Origin of the sequence: Granulibacter bethesdensis (assembly GCF_001889525.1) — a bacterium.
Classification (GTDB): domain Bacteria; phylum Pseudomonadota; class Alphaproteobacteria; order Acetobacterales; family Acetobacteraceae; genus Granulibacter; species Granulibacter bethesdensis_C.
In genome coordinates this window covers 764,523-781,671 of record NZ_CP018192.1, presented here as the reverse complement: position 1 = coordinate 781,671, position 17,149 = coordinate 764,523, and the positions used below count along the sequence as shown (strand labels likewise).

At 58.7% G+C, this 17,149-nt stretch carries 14 protein-coding genes; 7 read left to right on the top strand and 7 right to left on the bottom strand.

Annotated elements, in window-relative coordinates:
- Positions 1–45 precede the first annotated feature (45 nt).
- A complete protein-coding gene (gene ahpD / locus GbCGDNIH6_RS03520; protein ID WP_072562858.1) occupies positions 46–573 on the top strand; it encodes an alkylhydroperoxidase, AhpD family in 528 nt (175 codons plus the stop codon).
- A gap of 138 nt (positions 574–711) precedes the next feature.
- The gene (locus GbCGDNIH6_RS12720) at positions 712–900 is read left to right on the top strand and encodes a DUF2934 domain-containing protein (RefSeq protein ID WP_072562857.1); all 189 of its coding nucleotides are present in this window, start codon (positions 712–714) and stop codon (positions 898–900) included.
- A 22-nt stretch (positions 901–922) separates the two neighbouring features.
- On the opposite strand, the gene GbCGDNIH6_RS03510 is transcribed toward GbCGDNIH6_RS12720, so the two are convergent.
- The 3 genes from GbCGDNIH6_RS03510 to pepN form a co-directional block, all read right to left on the bottom strand.
- Positions 923–1,711: a sulfite exporter TauE/SafE family protein gene (locus tag GbCGDNIH6_RS03510; protein ID WP_072562856.1), complete on the bottom strand. Its 789-nt coding sequence runs from the start codon at positions 1,709–1,711 to the stop codon at positions 923–925.
- Positions 1,712–1,909: 198 nt separating this feature from the next.
- A complete protein-coding gene (locus GbCGDNIH6_RS03505; RefSeq protein WP_072562855.1) occupies positions 1,910–2,074 on the bottom strand; it encodes a metallothionein in 165 nt (54 codons plus the stop codon).
- Between the two features lie 143 nt (positions 2,075–2,217).
- Positions 2,218–4,890: an aminopeptidase N gene (pepN, locus tag GbCGDNIH6_RS03500; RefSeq protein WP_072562854.1), complete on the bottom strand. Its 2,673-nt coding sequence runs from the start codon at positions 4,888–4,890 to the stop codon at positions 2,218–2,220.
- Between the two features lie 198 nt (positions 4,891–5,088).
- On the opposite strand from pepN, the gene GbCGDNIH6_RS03495 reads away from it, so the two are divergent.
- Positions 5,089–5,934 (top strand): fumarylacetoacetate hydrolase family protein, encoded by an 846-nt coding sequence (locus GbCGDNIH6_RS03495; protein ID WP_072564313.1) that lies wholly within the window; start codon positions 5,089–5,091, stop codon positions 5,932–5,934.
- Between the two features lie 23 nt (positions 5,935–5,957).
- Here GbCGDNIH6_RS03495 and GbCGDNIH6_RS03490 read toward each other — a convergent pair whose 3' ends face one another.
- Positions 5,958–6,707 (bottom strand): lysozyme family protein, encoded by a 750-nt coding sequence (locus GbCGDNIH6_RS03490; protein WP_157692312.1) that lies wholly within the window; start codon positions 6,705–6,707, stop codon positions 5,958–5,960.
- 240 nt (positions 6,708–6,947) lie between these two features.
- Between GbCGDNIH6_RS03490 and GbCGDNIH6_RS03485 the strand changes: the two genes are divergently transcribed.
- Together GbCGDNIH6_RS03485 and GbCGDNIH6_RS03480 are read left to right on the top strand one after the other, a co-directional pair.
- A complete protein-coding gene (locus tag GbCGDNIH6_RS03485) occupies positions 6,948–8,219 on the top strand; it encodes an efflux RND transporter periplasmic adaptor subunit (RefSeq protein WP_072562852.1) in 1,272 nt (423 codons plus the stop codon).
- A gap of 6 nt (positions 8,220–8,225) precedes the next feature.
- On the top strand, positions 8,226–11,360 hold the full coding sequence (locus GbCGDNIH6_RS03480) for an efflux RND transporter permease subunit (RefSeq protein ID WP_072562851.1): 3,135 nt from the start codon (positions 8,226–8,228) through the stop codon (positions 11,358–11,360).
- Positions 11,361–11,409: 49 nt separating this feature from the next.
- Here the strand turns inward: GbCGDNIH6_RS03480 and cobS are convergent, their stop codons facing one another.
- Positions 11,410–12,159 (bottom strand): adenosylcobinamide-GDP ribazoletransferase, encoded by a 750-nt coding sequence (cobS, locus tag GbCGDNIH6_RS03475; RefSeq protein WP_072562850.1) that lies wholly within the window; start codon positions 12,157–12,159, stop codon positions 11,410–11,412.
- Positions 12,159–13,226, bottom strand: a complete 1,068-nt coding sequence (cobT, locus tag GbCGDNIH6_RS03470) for a nicotinate-nucleotide--dimethylbenzimidazole phosphoribosyltransferase (RefSeq protein WP_081370156.1) — start codon at positions 13,224–13,226, stop codon at positions 12,159–12,161. Before cobT ends, cobS begins: the two co-directional genes overlap by 1 nt.
- Before the next feature lie 167 nt (positions 13,227–13,393).
- Between cobT and GbCGDNIH6_RS03465 the strand changes: the two genes are divergently transcribed.
- Together GbCGDNIH6_RS03465 and guaD are read left to right on the top strand one after the other, a co-directional pair.
- Positions 13,394–14,470: an aromatic ring-hydroxylating oxygenase subunit alpha gene (locus tag GbCGDNIH6_RS03465; RefSeq protein WP_072562849.1), complete on the top strand. Its 1,077-nt coding sequence runs from the start codon at positions 13,394–13,396 to the stop codon at positions 14,468–14,470.
- An 11-nt stretch (positions 14,471–14,481) separates the two neighbouring features.
- A complete protein-coding gene (gene guaD, locus GbCGDNIH6_RS03460) occupies positions 14,482–15,828 on the top strand; it encodes a guanine deaminase (RefSeq protein ID WP_072564311.1) in 1,347 nt (448 codons plus the stop codon).
- On the opposite strand, the gene GbCGDNIH6_RS03455 is transcribed toward guaD, so the two are convergent.
- Complete coding sequence (locus GbCGDNIH6_RS03455; RefSeq protein ID WP_072562848.1) at positions 15,801–17,126, bottom strand: cobyrinic acid a,c-diamide synthase CobB; 1,326 nt, start codon at positions 17,124–17,126, stop codon at positions 15,801–15,803. The two genes, guaD and GbCGDNIH6_RS03455, sit on opposite strands and share 28 nt — an antisense overlap.
- Between the last annotated feature and the right edge of the window lie 23 nt (positions 17,127–17,149).

Sequence of the window (17,149 nt, the reverse complement as noted above, 5' to 3'; positions counted from 1 at the left end):
GCCGTTTCTGCGTCTGGCGCCCCCTTCATGACAGGAACAAACAGCATGTCCATCGAAAATCTGAAAAGCGCACTGCCCGAATACGCCAAGGATCTGAAGCTGAATCTCGGCTCTCTGGCCAATGAAGACGTGCTGAACCAGCAGCAAAAAGCGGGCACTTTCATCGCCTCCGCCCTCGCTGCCCGCAGCAACACTGTAACCGCAGCCATCCTCGCCGAATTCGGTCCGCGACTGAGTGCCGAAGCCCTCGCGGCTGCCAAGGCTGCCGCTGCCATCATGGGCATGAACAATGTCTATTACCGCTTCGTGCATCTGGTGGGTGGTGATTACGCGAACCTGCCGGCCCGGCTGCGAATGAACGTCATGGCCAAGCCCGGTGTCGACAAGGTCGATTTTGAGCTGTGGTCTCTGGCCGTCTCTGCCATCAACGGATGCGGCATGTGCATGGAAAGCCACGAGAAAATCGTGCGCCAGAACGGTTTAACGCAGGAACAGGTGCAGGCAGCAATCCGTATTGCCGCCACCGTGCATGCCGTTGCCGCCACCCTGGATGGTGAAGCTGCCCTCTCCTAAGAGAAGCTTCCAACAAGATACTGTGAAGGGCGCCTGCATTTTTTTAATGGAGATTGTGTGCAGCCACTGCCTATCTTGAGCGTTGGGAATGCCAGAATGGAATGAACCATCGACTGTTGCTGCGCATGAGGATTAGCTATGGCTGGATCAATTACCCGGCAGGATGAAAGGGTACGCGTTCGTGCGTACCTTTTATGGGAAAAGGCAGGCCGTCCTCACGGACGCAACGAAGAATTCTGGGAAGAGGCGCTGATTGAAATCCTGCAGGAAACCGAGTCGCCTCCCCCCTCACCTCCTCCATCATCCTTTGTGATCGCGGCCCGATAAAAATCAGCTTGCAGCCGGCCTGTTAGAACAAGAGGCGTAGGCCGACGACTGTCAGTATGCTGCCCAATAGAGTACGCAAAATATCTGCAGGCATACGGGGTGACAGTATGCTGCCTACGATCACGCCTGGCAGTGAGCCTATCAGCAGGGACAAAAGCAACATCCCGTTCACTGACCCCAGCATCCAGTGTCCGAGACCCGCAATCAGGGTCAGTGGAACTGCATGGGCAACATCAGACCCGACAATCCGCGCGATCGACAGTTCAGGATACAGGGCGATCAGCACCGTGACGCCAATGGCACCAGCCCCGACGGAGGAGAGCGACACAAGCACACCAAGACATATACCGAACAACACGGTCAGACCGGACACGCGCGCTGGTGACAGAGGCTTTCTTCTGGCCCCGGCAACCCGGTGCAGCCAGGGACGGAAAAAGAGGCTGCCCGCAGTCAGCAACAGTGCGCCACCCAGAACACGTCCCATAATACGGGATATTTCAGGCTCCAACCCGCCATGGCCATGCAGCCATAGCAGCGTCAACGCAGAAGCCGGGATGCTGCCGGATGCCAGCCGCTTTACAACAGCCCAGTCGATATTACGGGAGAACCCGTGAACCGACGTACCAACCGATTTCGTAATAGCGGCAAATAAAAGATCGGTCCCAATCGCCGTTTGCGGATGCACCCCCAACAGCAGAACCAGCAACGGTGTCATCAGGGAGCCGCCACCAACGCCCGTCATGCCGACAAGGCAACCCACTCCCAGGCCGGAAAGCGCATAAACGGGATCGATATGTGTAAACCAATCCAAAACAGAAACCGCCCGTTGCCCTGATCATTCACTGGTCAGGCGGTGTACGGCCCCCCTGATGATCCGGCAAGAGGCCACACGGGGGAATAGAGACACAACGACACTAAAGCGTGTTACCCCATTACAAACGGGCCATTACAAACGGGCGGCGTTATGCCCTGCACAACACCGCCCGTTTATTGATCAATCTGTGGTCAATCAGCCGTGGCAGGCACAACCGGCATGGTGGCAGCCAGAACCGTCCTTGTGGTGAGACGCACAGGCTTCGTCGCAATAGGTCTGGCCATCACGCTGGATGCCCTTGCCCTGCTCGACTTCGCACACACAATCGGGGCAGGCACATTTAATGGTGGTGGCGCTCATGGGTTCATTCCTCGATCATTATTGAGATGACCGCAGGGAGTGATTTTGATGACCGCTGCGGCAGAACCATTCCCTACTCCAACATTATCAATATATCAATACGTATAGATATATTTGATACGAATTTGTAACCTGACTGCGCTTCAACGCAGACTACGATCAACGATCTCCCTTACGTTCCCAGACAGGTTCGGCTTGGCTGCGATGCGCCGCAACTGGGCCTGCATCATCTCCGCACGGGCCTGATCCTGCCGCCGCCATGCCCCCAGGGGCGCCGTCATCCGGGCCGCGATCTGGCCGTTAATGCCATCCAGATGCAGAATCGCGTCCGCCAGAAACACATAGCCTGCCCCCGACGCATCATGGAACCGGACCTGATTACCGGAAGCAAAACTGGTCAGCACCGCGCGTACCCGGTTCGGGTTACGCCAGTCGAAATCAGGATGATTGATCAACTGCCTCACCTGCTCCAGTGCATCCGGGTGAGAGGCCATGGCCTGAATGGCGAACCACTTATCCAGCACCAGCGCATCCCCCCGCCAGCGATCATAAAACAACGCCAGCGCCTTCTCCCGCTCCGGCACGTCCGTATCCGCCAGCACCGACAAGGCAGCCAGTACATCCGTCATGCAGCGATCGCCCTGAAACTGTTTCCAGGCCAGTGTCACACCCTCACCGGCTTTCCCCTCATCGGCTGCGGCCAGATAGCCGAGACAGGCATTACGGAAAGCCCGACCGCCCATTGCCCTGCCATCCAGCGCGGTCACATCGTCCGTGCTCCATGCCTCATACCCTGCCCGTAACGCAGCCCGCAGATGCTGGCCGATCGCAGCGCGCGCGGTACGGCGCACGGCATGAATGCCATCGACATCCACCACGTCCATCGCATCGGCCAACGTGGTTTCCGCCGGCAGCGCCATCGCCTCCGCCGCCAGTGCCGGGTCTTGTGGCGCACAGGCGATGGAGGCAGCCACACTCTCCATAATACCCTCGTCCAGCGATGGAACCGCGCCATTCCGGCAAGCCGCTACCTGCTGCAACAGTTTCTGCGTGGCGTATTGCTGCCCGGAATCCCAGCGCACAAACGGATCGGAATCGTGGGCCGAGAGAAAACGCAGCCTGTCCGCAGGCGTATCGGCCAGTTTTACCGGCGCAGAGAAATCCCGCAGCAGGGAAGGCCGGGGTGCCCGTGCGACATCATGGAATACAAAGCTCTGTGTTTCCTGTTCCAGACGCAGAATTCTTGTGTCGGGATGGGCTTTTTCCTCCCCCTCCAACCGGAATGACAGGGCCGCGCCGGTTTCATCCAGCAGCCCGACCGCAATGGGGATCAGCAAAGGTTGCTTTTCCTCCTGCCCCGGTGTCGGTGGCGTGTACTGGGTCACGTGCAGCACATAACGACGTGCCGAGGCATCATACTCATCCGTAACCCGCAGGACCGGCGTGCCCGCCTGCCCGTACCAGCGCCGGAACAGGGACAGATCAACGCCGGACGCATCCTGCATGGCAGCGGCGAAATCCTCCAGCGTCACGGCATGGTTGTCATGGCGCTGGAAATACAGATCCATCCCCTGCCGGAATTTCTCCCGCCCGATCAGGGTGCGGATCATGCGGACAAGCTCTGCCCCTTTCTGATAAACGGTCGCCGTATAGAAATTATCGATCTTTACATAAGTTTCAGGGCGCACAGGATGAGCCAGCGGCCCGGCATCCTCCCGGAATTGCGCTGCCCGCAAGGTGCGAACATCGGAGATACGCTTGACTGCCCGGCTGCCCATATCGGCGCTGAATTCCTGATCCCGGAAAACCGTCAGCCCTTCCTTCAAGGTCAGTTGGAACCAGTCCCGGCAGGTCACGCGATTGCCTGTCCAGTTATGGAAATATTCATGGGCAATGACAGTCTCGATACCCTGATAATCGCTGTCCGTCGCAGTATCGGGACGGGCCAGCACATATTTGGTATTGAAGACGTTCAGCCCCTTATTCTCCATCGCCCCCATATTGAAATCGCTGACGGCGGCGATATTGAACACATCAAGGTCATATTCGAGGCCGAACACCTCCTCGTCCCAGCGCATCGAACGTTTCAGGCTGTCCATCGCATGGGCACAGCGGTCCTGATCCCCGTCCCTCACCCATATCGCCAGAGCCACCGTCCGGCCAGAGCGCGTGATGAAACTGTCCCGTACAGCAGCCAGATCACCAGCCACCAGCGCAAACAGATAACAGGGCTTCGGGTGCGGATCCTCCCACTTCGCCCAGTGCAATCCGCCTTCAGCCTCCCCCGTATCAACCGGATTGCCGTTTGACAACAACACCGGCACCGTACGCGGTGCGACGATGGTGGTGGTATAGCGTGCCATGACATCCGGGCGATCCGGGAAATAGGTGATCCGCCGGAAGCCTTCCGCCTCGCACTGCGTGAAGAACGCTCCGTGTGAAACATACAATCCGCTGAGTTCGGTATTCTGCTCCGGTGCGATGGCGGTATCGATCTCCAACACGCTTTCGGCAGGCAGGCCGGATATGTCCAGTCCATGCTGGGTGAGGTGGTAATCTTCTCCGCTGACCTCCCTGCCGTCGATGCGGAGGGACAGCAGTTCAAGCGCCTCCCCGTCCAGGTGGAAAACGGACCCTTCCGGCGTACCGGGCTGGCGGATCACATGCAGCCGCGACTGCACCACGGTTCGGGCGGGATCCAGACGGAACACCAGATCGACCTGTTCTACCCCGTAGGCAGGCGGCGTATAATCACTCAGCCGGACCGGCACCGGAGCAACGGTGGAAGACGGTGCGGAGCTGGCATCTGCGGACATGATGTCTGTGTCTTTCATCCGGAATGGGCATCAAAAGCGAAAAGGCGCGATGCCGTGCAGGATGGAGGGCATTCCCGACCGGCTCAACCACCCATCCACACAGGCCATGTATCAGTCAGATGCATCAGCCTCATGCATTTTCACGGCTTCCCTCCACCATTGCGAAATGATATGCCGAAAATGAGGGGAGATTATGATATGAAATTGCTTAGACTTGGCCCTCCCGGGCAAGAAAAACCTGCCATTCTGGATTCTGCCGGTCGTCCGCGCGATGTCTCGCATTATGTCAATGACTTCGCAGGCAGCGTGCTGTCACCGGAAGGGCTGGCCAGACTCGGTCGTCTGGACCCGGAAACCCTGCCGCTGGTCGAGGGTTCCCCCAGAATCGGACCGTGTGTGCCGCTGCCACTCAATTTCATCTGTATCGGCCTGAACTACGCTGATCACGCCGCCGAAACCGGTGGCAAAATCCCACGCGAACCGATCCTGTTTCTGAAATCGCTGGGTGCTTTCTGCGGTCCCTATGACGATGTCCGTATTCCTCCCGGCTCGACCAGCACAGACTGGGAAGTGGAATTGGGGATCGTCATTGGCAGCCTCGCCCGTCATGTCAGCGAGGAAGATGCCATGAAGCATGTCGCTGGCTACTGCATCATCAACGATGTCAGCGAGCGCGAATACCAGACCAAACGCGCAGGTACCTGGGACAAGGGCAAGGGCTGCGACACGTTCGGCCCGGTCGGTCCATGGCTGGTGACACAGGACGAAATTCCCGATCCACAAAACCTCGATCTGTGGACCGATGTCGATGGTGAGCGGATGCAGACCGGCAATACACGCACCATGATCTTCGGTGTACGGACCCTGGTCAGCTATGTCAGCCAGTTCATCACCCTGCATCCAGGGGATCTGATTGCAACTGGCACCCCTCCGGGCGTCGGTATGGGCAAGAAGCCGGAACCGATCTACCTGCGCCCCGGCCAGACAATGACTCTGGGCGTCTCCGGCCTCGGTGAACAACGACAGACCACTTATCAGGGCTGAAACGACTCTCCCTGTTTGCGCCGTCAGCATCCTCGCGGGCGGCGCGGCAGATAGGGGCCGAGCATACGGGCCACCGCGCAGGGACTCTGCCTGCGATGGATGGGGGCAGGTTGACGGCGGACGTTGATCGCCAGTGATCCTCCGCCCGTCAGCGCCATGTGCAGTGTTCCGGCCCGCTTCGCCGACAGAAAAGTCGGCGGAAAGGCAATGACCGTCGAGACCACTCCCGCCCCTACAGCCGCCACCCTGTTGCGATAATCAGCCGCCAGCGCCGGGGTCGAGGAATGATAGAGTCCCGCCGCCAAGCCCCAATCGCTATTGGCCGGGCCATCATGTAGCGCTGTCAGAAACCGGGCGGCGTAGGTCACATTCTTGTGAGGATCAAACGCATCCTCCACAGTTTTGAAGGCAGCAGGATGCATCTGCAAATCCACCTGCATGCATCCGATATCCATAAATTGAACACGTTTCTGAGCGAGCGCCTGCTTTGCCCATGCAACCGCCGCAGCCTTGCTGTCAAAAAAATAACCCTGCCCATCCGCATTGATAGTCCATGGCCAGGGCTCAAGTGACTGGGCGAGTCTGTTGGCCTCGATCTGGATAGGGCGACCGCTTTCAACCCGGGAAATGGCCAGCAATAATCCTTTTTTGACCGGCAAAAGGCGCTCTGCCTCATCAATCGCGTTCCGGCACAGTCTCGACTGCTCACGCGCCCATGTTTCTGGAGAAATCCTCTGCTCCTGTACCGGTTTCTCCACGGGCGCAGCCATCAAGGCTGGCTGTCCGATGAAGAGAGGCACAAAATATAAAACCAGTCTGAAAAAGCGCGTCTGAGCGGTCATGGCAGCGATGAACATGCGACATGTCGGCCAGAAGGCCAAATATGACGCCACCAAGACAGAACAGTATAATTTGTCATCAACGATTGACCGTTCCGTACCTGCGTCATTATTGGTTGACCAATCGGTCAGATGACATACTGATCGGCAATGGCAAGGCAGGACCTCACTTCCATGCATGATCGCTTCGTTCCTATCCCTCCCTCATCCGCACCGACGCATCGCTCCGATGTGGTGAAGCGCCCATCGTATGCAGGGGGAGGATTTCTGAAAGCGACTTCTCTGGCTGCCTGCCTCGCTGTTGCACTCCTGACTGGCACAGCTCAGATAGCGCTGGCGCAGGGACGGCCCGGTGGAGGGCCGCCGCCGGTTGGGGTCATTAAGGCCGAGAAGCTTCCCTACACCCAGACCAATGAGTTTGTCGGACGTATTCAGGCCACTGACCGCGTTAACTTGGTACCCCGCGTCACGGCCTTTCTCGAACAGCAGTTGTTCAAGGAAGGGGCAGAGGTCAAAAAGGGGGACCTTCTCTATACGCTGGAAAAGCCGCCTTTCGAGGCCGATGTACAGGCGAAAGCCGCGGCGGTGCAGCAGGCGCAGGCCACGCTGAACAACGCCCAGCTAACCATGGGCCGTGCCAAGGCGCTGTTGAACACGCCCGCAGGCCAACGCTCGATCTATGATGACAGCCGCGCCGCCGTGCTGGCGGATGAGGCGCAGGTCATGGCCAATCAGGCCCAATTGCGTTTGGCCCAGATCAATCTGGCCTATACGGATATCCGTGCCCCGATTGCAGGCAAGATCGGTCGCACCAGTCTGACCATCGGTAACGTGGTCACACCGAATACCGGCACGCTGGCAACCATCGTCAGTCAGGATCCTATGTGGATCCTGTTTCCGGTGCCAGTGCCGGAGGCGCTGGAACTGCGGAACCGCTACTACACAAAAGGCGGTCTGAAAGCCGTCAAGATCAAGCTGCGCCTGCCGGATGGCCGTATCTACGACCAGACAGGCGATTTGAACTTCACCGACAACACCATCAGCAGCACGACGGATACGATCTTGCTGCGCGCAACCGTCGCCAATCCCATGATCAGCAAGGACGGTGATCATGCGGTACGGGAGCTGATTGATGGTGAATTCGTGCAGGTCATCATGGAAGGTGTCCAGCCGGTCGAAGCCCTGACCATCCCGCGCGCTGCCGTTCTGTCCGACCAGGAGGGGAATTACGTTTATACCGTCAATGCCCAGAACGAGGCCATCCGCACCAATGTCGAGCTCGGCGCTTCTGATCAGAAAAATGCCGTGGTGCTGAAAGGCCTGACACCCGGCCAGACAGTGATTGTGGAGGGTGTGCAACGCGTCATGAAGCCGGGCCAGAAAGTGGCGCCCGGCCCGGCCTCTCCCAATCCGGCGACCACTCCTCCCCCTCCGGCGCGCGGGTAAGCCCCGATGATCTCAGCGGTATTTGTCCGACGCCCGCGACTGGCGATTGTCATCGCGATCGTCACCACGATTGCAGGATTAATTTCCCTCACCCGGATCTCGGTGGCCCAGTTCCCCGATATCGTGCCGCCACAGGTTCAGGTTACCGCATCCTATCCGGGTGCCTCTGCCGCCGTGGTCGAAAGCTCCGTCGCCCAGCCGATTGAGGCTCAGGTCGTCGGTGTGGACCAGATGCTCTACATGAAGAGTACCGCGGGCAATGATGGCAGCTATAATCTGACCGTCAGTTTCGCGCTGGGCACCAACCCCGATATCGACACGGTCAACACCAACAACCGTGTTCAGACAGCCACATCACGCCTGCCGGAAATTGTGCAACGGCAAGGGCTGACGGTGCAGAAGCGATCCTCCGCTATTCTGGAGTTCATCAGCTTCTACAGCAGTGATGGCACCAAGGATCCTCTGTTCATCACCAACTACCTCCAGATTTCAGTCATGGATGCGATCAGTCGCACCCCCGGTGTGGGGCAGGCGATGCTGTTCAGCCAGCAGATGTATTCCATGCGGGTCTGGTTCGACATTCACCGCCTGACCAGCCTCAATCTTTCTCCATCCGACATTGCCGCAGCCATTCAGTCGCAGAACACCGTCGCCCCGGTGGGACGCATCGGCGCACGCCCGGTCGGGCCTGATCAGCAGTTTCAGTTCAATGTCCAGACTCAGGGCCGCCTGATCACCAAGGAGCAATTCGGCAATATCATTGTCCGTGCCAATCCTGACGGCTCGATCCTGCGGGTTCGGGACGTGGCGCGTGTCGAGCTTGGCGGTCAGAATGAGGACAGTGAAACCCGTCTGAACGGAAAGCCATCCGTCACTGTTGCGGTCTATCTGTCCCCCGGTGCCAATGCGGTGAACACGGCAGAGGCTGTCAATAAAAGACTGGCCGGGCTGGCGGAGCGCTTCCCGCCAGGCATGAAATATCAGGTCAGCTATGACAGCACGACCTTCGTGACCGATACGATTCACGAAGTGCTGCGCACATTGGCCGAAGCCTTCGTTCTGGTCGTGCTGGTGGTGTTTCTGTTCCTTGGCAGCCTGCGCGCCACCATCATCCCCAGCGTGGCGGTGCCCGTCAGCCTGATTGGTGCCTTCGCCGGTCTGCTGGCCATGGGGTATTCCGCCAATACGGTCTCTCTGCTCGCGATGGTGCTGGCGATCGGTATCGTCGTCGATGACGCCATTGTGGTGGTCGAGAATGTCGAGCGCGTGATGGAGGAGGAGCCGGAGCTTTCACCACAGGATGCAACCATCAAGGCGATGGAACAGATCACAGCGCCCATCATCGCCATCACACTGGTGCTGCTGTCCGTGTTCGTCCCGGTCGCCTTTATTCCGGGTATTTCCGGCCAGTTGTTCCGGCAGTTTGCCGTCACCATCAGTATTTCGATGCTGATTTCAGCGATCAATGCGCTGACGCTGTCACCGGCGCTCTGTGCAGTGTTTCTGCGTCATACCGGTGAAAAGCGAGGCATTCTCGGCTTCATATCGCGCGGAATCGACAAAGTGCGGGACGGATATGCCGCCATCGTGCTGCGTCTGTTGCGTATTTCCGTCCTATCGATCTTGCTGGTCGGGGTGTGCGGCGGCGGGATCTTCATGATTTCCCGCATGACCCCTACCGGCTTCCTGCCGGAAGAAGATCAGGGTGGCTTCTTCGTCATCGTCCAGCTGCCGGATGGCGCCTCCGTCAATCGAACTGCCGCCGTGATGGAGAAACTGAACGATATCATCCATCCCATTCCTGGTGTCCGGGATGTGGTGCAGATTATTGGTCGCTCCATTCTTGACAGTGCACAGGAACCGAATGCCGGCTTCATGTTTGTGAAGCTGAAAAACTTCAGCCAGCGTACCGATCCTTCCATGTCGGCGCAGGCGATTATCGGCCGCATCGCAGGCGCGGCACAGCAGATCAGGGAAGCCATCGTTTTTCCATTGAACCTGCCGCCCATCATCGGCCTGTCGACAACAGGCGGGTTTGAATATCAGCTGGAAGGTCTGGAAGGTCAGGATCCGGCCTCCCTCGGCAGTGTGGCACGGGGGCTGATCGCTGCCGCCAACCAAAATCCGGCCCTCTCCCGTGTTTTCACCACCTTCACCAGCACCAATCCGTCCCTGTACCTGGATATCGACCGGGACAAGGCAACGGCACTGGGATTGTCAATCAGTGATGTATTCACTTCGCTGCAAGCAACCCTTGGCGGGTTATACGTGAACGATTTCAACCTGTTCGGACGCGTCTGGCAGGTCAATATCGAAGGTGAGGCCGTCAACCGTAATGAAGTGCAGGATCTGTGGCAGATCTATGTCCGTAACAAGAACGGTGAGAGTGTACCGCTGCGCTCCATCGCGACGGTGCATTTCGTGGTCGGTCCGCAGGTCATCACGCGGTATAACAACTATCGTTCAATCACCATCAATGGCGGCCCTGCCCCCGGTGTGTCCTCCGGTACCGCGCTGAACACCATGGCAGAGGTATCGAGAAAAACTCTGCCACCAGGATATGATTTCGAATGGACAGGCACGGCCTACCAGGAAGTCGCCGCATCGGGCCAGACCGGTGCCATCCTCGGGCTGGCACTGCTGTTTGCATATCTGTTCCTGGTCGGACTTTATGAAAGTTGGATGATCCCGGTTCCGGTGCTGATGTCTGTTAGCGTTGGCGTGCTCGGCTCTTTTGCCGGTATCATGATTGCCCATCTCTCGCTGGATATTTACGCTCAGATCGGGCTGGTGGTGCTGATCGCTCTTGCCGCCAAGAACGGCATTCTGATTGTCGAGTTCGCCAAGGAAAGACGCGAACACGGTGACAGCATCAAGGAAGCCGCCATGCAGGGTGCAAAAACCCGATTTCGGGCCGTGATGATGACATCCATCGCCTTCATTCTCGGTCTGCTGCCTCTGGTCGTCGCACATGGTGCCGCTGCCATCAGCCGCCGGGATGTCGGCACATCAGTCATGGCCGGCATGCTGGCCGCCAGTTGTATTGGTATCTTCATGATCCCGATGCTGTATGTGACGTTCCAGACTCTGCGCGAACGACTCAAAAGCCTCTTTTCCCGCAAGGAAAAGCCGCAACACTGAAACAGAAAGGCCGGGGTCATCTCCCGGCCTTTTTCATTTCAGCCAATGTTCAACCGCAGACCATAACCAGAAAAGCCACACAGACAGCACATTGCTCTGTCGCGCCCAGCACGTCCCCGGTAAAGCCACCAAGCGTCCTTCGTGCATAGCACCCGACCAGCCATGCGCTCAGCAAAGCCGTCAGAAAAGCGAGCCAGCCATGGATGCCTGCCAAAGAAGCCAGCACCACAGTCGGAATTGCAGCCATGGCGAGTTGCACAGGACCGATCCCTGCCATCATCGCCCCCAATCCTTCTGGGCGTGCAGGATGCAGGAAACAAGGGATCAACAGGACACAGAAGCGCGACATTGCCATTGAGGAGATAATCGCCCCCAACGCATACCCGCCGGGAGTCAATGAGGCGATACAGGCTGTCCGTATCATCAAGGACAGCACAATGGAAACAGCACCAAAACTGCCGATCCGGCTGTCACGCATGATCATCAGCTTTTTTTCTGTCGTATGGCCGCCGGCAGCATCGGCAAAATCAGCCAGACCATCCTCATGCAGGGCACCGGTCATGAGGACACCCAACGCCACACAGATGACCGCGGCAGGCCATGACGGCATCCCGCACAGGCGGATGAGCATGATCTGTACGCAACCGATCATCAGACCCAGCATGCCCCCCACGAGCGGAAACGCCCATGCCGCCGATGCCATAGCAGGAAAAGAATGTTCAAAATGCAGGAAGGGTAAGCGCGTCAGCACCATGACTGCGGCCGCAATCTCCCGGAAACGGTCATTCAGCCAGCCCATCAACGGATAGCCGCTGAAGCCCTTGCCACACTGGCTTCGGCAAAGGTTGCCATTCCGTTATAACAGGCAAGCACAGCCCTCAGAACAGGCAGTGCAATGGCAGCACCGGAGGCTTCTCCCAGCCTCATGCCGAGATCGAGCAATGGTTCTTTTCCCAGCCGTTCCAGAATGCGCCGATGCCCCGGCTCGGCCGACAGATGCCCGACCAGAGTATGATCCAGCCCACCTTCGGCCAACACTGCCAGTGGAGCAGCCGCGGAAGTACAGACAAAGCCGTCCAGCAGCACCGGAATACCAAGCCGTCTGGCCTGCCACACCGCCCCCAGTATCGCCGCAAGTTCTCTTCCGCCCAGTGCCGCCATCACGGCCAACGGCGTAGAAGCACCACGATGCAGCGACAGGGCACGGTCGATCACCCTGCGTTTCACACTTAGCCCCTCATCATCAAGACCGGTTCCCCTCCCGGCCCAGTCTGTTCCATCTCCCCCGAACAAACCCGCAGACAGAGTCGCAGCAATAGTGGTGTTACCGATTCCCATCTCCCCCAGACATAAAAGGTCACAAGCCTTCACGGCCTGTGCGCCCACGCGCATTGCATTCAGAAGAGCAGACTCATCCATGGCGGGTGCCTGCGTGATATCTGCCGTCGGTCGATGGATATCCAGCGCAATCACCCTCAATCCGGCCTGTCCAGACCGCGCAAGCTGATTGATCGCCGCACCACCATTGGCAAAATTCGCCACCATCTGTTCCGTCACCTCAGCCGGGTAAGGTGACACCCCCTGATTCACAACACCGTGATTGCCGGCAAAAACCAGAATATCGACATTCTCCAGCCTTGGTCTGGAACGGCCCTGCCACCGCGCCAACCATCCGACCGCGTCTTCCAACCGCCCGAGACTGCCCTCCGGCTTGGTCAGCTCGGCCATTCTGATGGCTACATCCCGCTCGGCCTGAGCATCTCCCCCCTGAAAAGCGCGTGCGTCAGAAATGAAGGCATCAAGGTCTTGGATTAGGGTTTTCGATTTCTGCGACAACGGCTCTTTCCTTTTGAATGCCCTGTCCATCATCATGGACATACACCAGACTGGACAGATCCACCCCGCAGGAGAGAGGGCAACCGCACCAGCACCCGCATCCTGCAAGACTCCATTTAGTGTTTGATGCCGGGGGCGAACCTTTGCAACCATGCCCTGATAGTTATTCCGTTAGTACAGCAGGATACAGAACCGGCATGACGGCAGCTCCGGCCACTTCAATCTCCTCTCCCTATGCCTCTCCCCCTGGCGACCAGTTGCCCCGCAACTGTACCTTCGAGGCAGCAGATTGGCAGAAACTGGCCCGGTTCTGGTATCCGGTGGCCTTGGCACGGGACATAGGGGAACAGCCTCTCTCCGCCCGATTGCTGGATGAAGAGCTGGTGATCTACCGCGCCGGACAACAGATCATCATCGCTGGTGATCTCTGCCCGCATCGCGGCGTTCCTCTCAGCATGGGACATGGGGATGGGCAGTCGATCGCCTGTGCCTATCACGGATTCCGGTTCGGTGCTGAAGGACGCTGCATCAAGGTACCCGCCCATCCGGGCAGCGCCATTCCCGGAAAACTGCATCTGCGCACGTATCCAGCCATAGAGCGCTATGGTCTGATCTGGACCTGTCTGCGGCCTGATGAAACGGGATCCGCTTCTATTCCACCTATGCCACATTGGGATGATTCCGGATTCCAGCAGATCACCTGTCCGTGGATCGATATTTTTGGCTTTGCCGGACGTCAGATGGAAGGGTTTCTGGATGTGGCCCATTTCGGCTTCGTTCATACCGGGACCTTCGGCGATCCCGAGAATACCACAGTGCCTTCCTATATTCCCGTTCCAACCCGGGATGGATTTGAAGTCGAGTACCGCAGCTCTCTCAGCAATTACCCGCATGGTTCAGATCAGCCGGTGCCGGAAGACTTTGTATGGCTCCGGCATTTCCGCGTTCATCTGCCTTTTACCGCAACGCTCAGCATTGATTTTCCGGATCATGGCAGGCTGGTGATTATGAACGCGGCCTCCCCTGTTTCGGCCCGCATCACCCGCCTGTTCGTGCCGATTGCACGGAATTTCGATACAGACCGGCCCATTCAGGAAGTCTATGATTTCAACCGTCGTGTGTTTGAGGAAGACAAGGCTATCGTGGAAGCCCAGAAACCGGAATGCCTGCCGCTTGATCCGACGCTCGAAGCGCATGTCATGGCAGACCGAAGCTCAATCGCCTATCGCCGCGCCCTGCGGGAGCGTGGATTCAGCCAATTCTTTACGGTATGATCGAAAAAATCATGTCGAAACAAGGATTTTTACACGCGGTTCGTGGTGAGATCATCTCTGTTCCTCATCACCCCCAACACCATGGCAATGCCGCCATCCGCCATGACCCTGATGGCATGCTGGTGTTTGAAAACGGTATCCTCATTGCACGTGGCCCCTATGCCATCATCGCAGAACAATTTTCTGATGTTCCGGTCACACATTATCCGGGCAAGCTCATCATTCCGGGACTGATCGACACGCATGTTCACTACCCGCAGACAGGGTGCATTGCCTCCCATGGATCGCAGCTTCTGGAATGGCTCAACCGCTATGTTTTTCCAGAGGAAATGAAGTTTTCAGATCCTGCCTACGCACAATCCTCAGCAGAATTTTTTCTGGATGAGCTTCTGCGCAACGGCACCACCACAGCACTGGTTTTTGCCACGGTGCATGCGACCTCGGTCAATGCCCTGTTTGAAGCCGCCAGTACACGCAACATGCGGATCGTCTCCGGCAAGGTTCTGATGGATCTCGGCCCGGAGCATCTGCATGATACGGTCGAGACCGCCCGTGATGACACACACGGGCTGATAAAACGGTGGCATGGCCGCAATCGGCTCGGCTACGCCATTGTGCCACGCTATGCACTGTCCTGCACGGATGCCCAGTTGCACCTTGCTGCCGATCTGCTTGGGGCCTATCCCGATACGCTGTTTCATACGCATCTGGCCGAGAGCGTGGCCGAATGCTCCGCTGTAGCAGAGCGGTTTCCGCCGCAGGCAGGGTATCGGGACTATCTCGACGTGTATGCGCAGTTCGGCCTGCTGACGGCCCGGTCCGTTTTCGCGCACGGTGTGCAGCTTGATGCCCGCGCCTTTCAGGCTCTGGCCGAGGCACAGGCCGGTATTGCCTTCTGCCCGACATCCAACAGCTTTCTCGGCTCCGGCCTGTTCAATCTGCAACAGGCTGAGCAGCATGGTGTTGGCATCGGTCTCGGCACGGATATCGGAGCGGGAACGAGCTTCTCCCTGCTGCATACGATGGGCGCAGCTTATCAGACCGGCCAGTTGCGCGGCACCAGTCTCGATCCTTTCACTGCGCTTTATCTGGCGACGGCGGGAGGCGCATCCATTCTCGGCTTGCGCGACCGGATCGGCGCGCTGGAAGAAGGGCAGGAGGCCGATTTCGTGGTGCTTGATCCTGCCGCAACCCCTTTGCTGGCCCGCCGCACGCAAGGCCACTCAACGGGAGGACATTCACTGGCGGATCGTCTGTTCGCCCTGCAAATTCTGGGCGATGACCGTGCCGTGGTGGAAACATATATTGCCGGATGCCCCTCCCGGCCCGGTCAGGCGGCCTCGCGGGCCAGCACGTGAAAAAAGCTGCCGCTTACGCGCCCGCGTATCCCGCCTGCCAAGCCGAGCACACGCCCTTCCGCATCTGACAAACGTGCCAGAGGAGCATCACTGCCGGGATCGATCACCCGTGCATAATGGAATTCATGCCCGCGTAGTACCGCTCCCTGCGGCCCAAGCACGCTTGTGTCCTCCAGAATGGCCTGCCTGTATCCAAGATTGAGTCGCCGTTGCCGGAAACTGGTGACATGGGACAACAGGGAGAGCATGGGATGGATGACGCCCTCCGCATCTTCCAGACCGGCCCCAAGCGCCATATAGCCGCCACACTCGCCATGCACCGCACCCTGCTCCGCCGCCCGGAGCATTCCGGACCTGAAACTGGAGGCAGCGGCAAGCCGTGCGGCATGCAGCTCCGGGTAGCCGCCGGGCAGCCAGACCGCATCACAATCCTCAGAAGGAGGCTGATCGGCCAGCGGTGAGAAACAAACGATCTCAGCCCCCTCCCTGCGCCACCCGGCCAGCATATGCGGGTAGGCAAAGCTGAACGCATCATCCCAGGCCAGTGCGATCCTCTGTCCCGGAGGCGGAAGCAGGGGTGCGGAATCCTCTCGGGGGGGCAAAACAACCGGAACGGCTGCGGACAGGATCGCATCAAGATCAAACGATGCCTCCGCAACATTGGCCAGCGCCTCGAACAGAGCCGGTAATGTGCCATGCTCCCGTGCCTGCACCAGCCCCAGATGCCGCTCGGGCAGCGAGGGCACTGCCCCACGCCTCACGGTTCCCAATAGCGGCAGCCCGGCACGCTTCATGGCATGGGCCACGCCCCCTGCATGGCGGTCACTGGCGAGGTTATTGGCAATCACCCCCGCCAGACGCACCGCGGGATCGTGGGTAGCAAATCCCCGTGCCACCGCCGCAGCACTTTGCGACTGACCGCTGACATCCAGCACCAGCAGAACCGGCACGCCGAAACGGGCCGCAAGATCAGACGCCGCCCCCATCCGTCCCGGCTGACTGCCGCCCCCATCGAACAACCCCATGGAGGCCTCGATCAGGATCAGATCGGTCTCTACGGCCAGTTCCGTCCAGATCGCATCCAGCGCAACAGGCGGCATTGCCCAGCTATCCAGATTAAAGCAGGGCAATCCAACCGCTTCGGCATGAAAGGCCGGGTCGATATAGTCGGGACCGTTCTTCGCAATCCGCACCCGCACCCCACGCCGGCGCAAAGCCAGAGCAAGGGCCAGCGTTACGGTCGTCTTGCCGGAGCCTGATTTCGGCGCGGCCACCATCAGTGCTTTCGCCGCCGTCATGAAAGCCGCTCCCGGCCCGGTCT

Bases quoted from the DNA above. Each gene is read 5' to 3' on its own strand.
- ahpD (WP_072562858.1), top strand. From the start codon at position 46: ATGTCCATCGAAAATCTGAAAAGCGCACTGCCCGAATACGCCAAGGAT.
- GbCGDNIH6_RS12720 (WP_072562857.1), top strand. From the start codon at position 712: ATGGCTGGATCAATTACCCGGCAGGATGAAAGGGTACGCGTTCGTGCG.
- GbCGDNIH6_RS03505 (WP_072562855.1), bottom strand. From the start codon at position 2,074: ATGAGCGCCACCACCATTAAATGTGCCTGCCCCGATTGTGTGTGCGAA.
- pepN (WP_072562854.1), bottom strand. From the start codon at position 4,890: ATGTCCGCAGATGCCAGCTCCGCACCGTCTTCCACCGTTGCTCCGGTG.
- GbCGDNIH6_RS03495 (WP_072564313.1), top strand. From the start codon at position 5,089: ATGAAATTGCTTAGACTTGGCCCTCCCGGGCAAGAAAAACCTGCCATT.
- GbCGDNIH6_RS03485 (WP_072562852.1), top strand. From the start codon at position 6,948: ATGCATGATCGCTTCGTTCCTATCCCTCCCTCATCCGCACCGACGCAT.
- GbCGDNIH6_RS03480 (WP_072562851.1), top strand. From the start codon at position 8,226: ATGATCTCAGCGGTATTTGTCCGACGCCCGCGACTGGCGATTGTCATC.
- cobS (WP_072562850.1), bottom strand. From the start codon at position 12,159: ATGGGCTGGCTGAATGACCGTTTCCGGGAGATTGCGGCCGCAGTCATG.
- cobT (WP_081370156.1), bottom strand. From the start codon at position 13,226: ATGGACAGGGCATTCAAAAGGAAAGAGCCGTTGTCGCAGAAATCGAAA.
- GbCGDNIH6_RS03465 (WP_072562849.1), top strand. From the start codon at position 13,394: ATGACGGCAGCTCCGGCCACTTCAATCTCCTCTCCCTATGCCTCTCCC.
- guaD (WP_072564311.1), top strand. From the start codon at position 14,482: ATGTCGAAACAAGGATTTTTACACGCGGTTCGTGGTGAGATCATCTCT.
- GbCGDNIH6_RS03455 (WP_072562848.1), bottom strand. From the start codon at position 17,126: ATGACGGCGGCGAAAGCACTGATGGTGGCCGCGCCGAAATCAGGCTCC.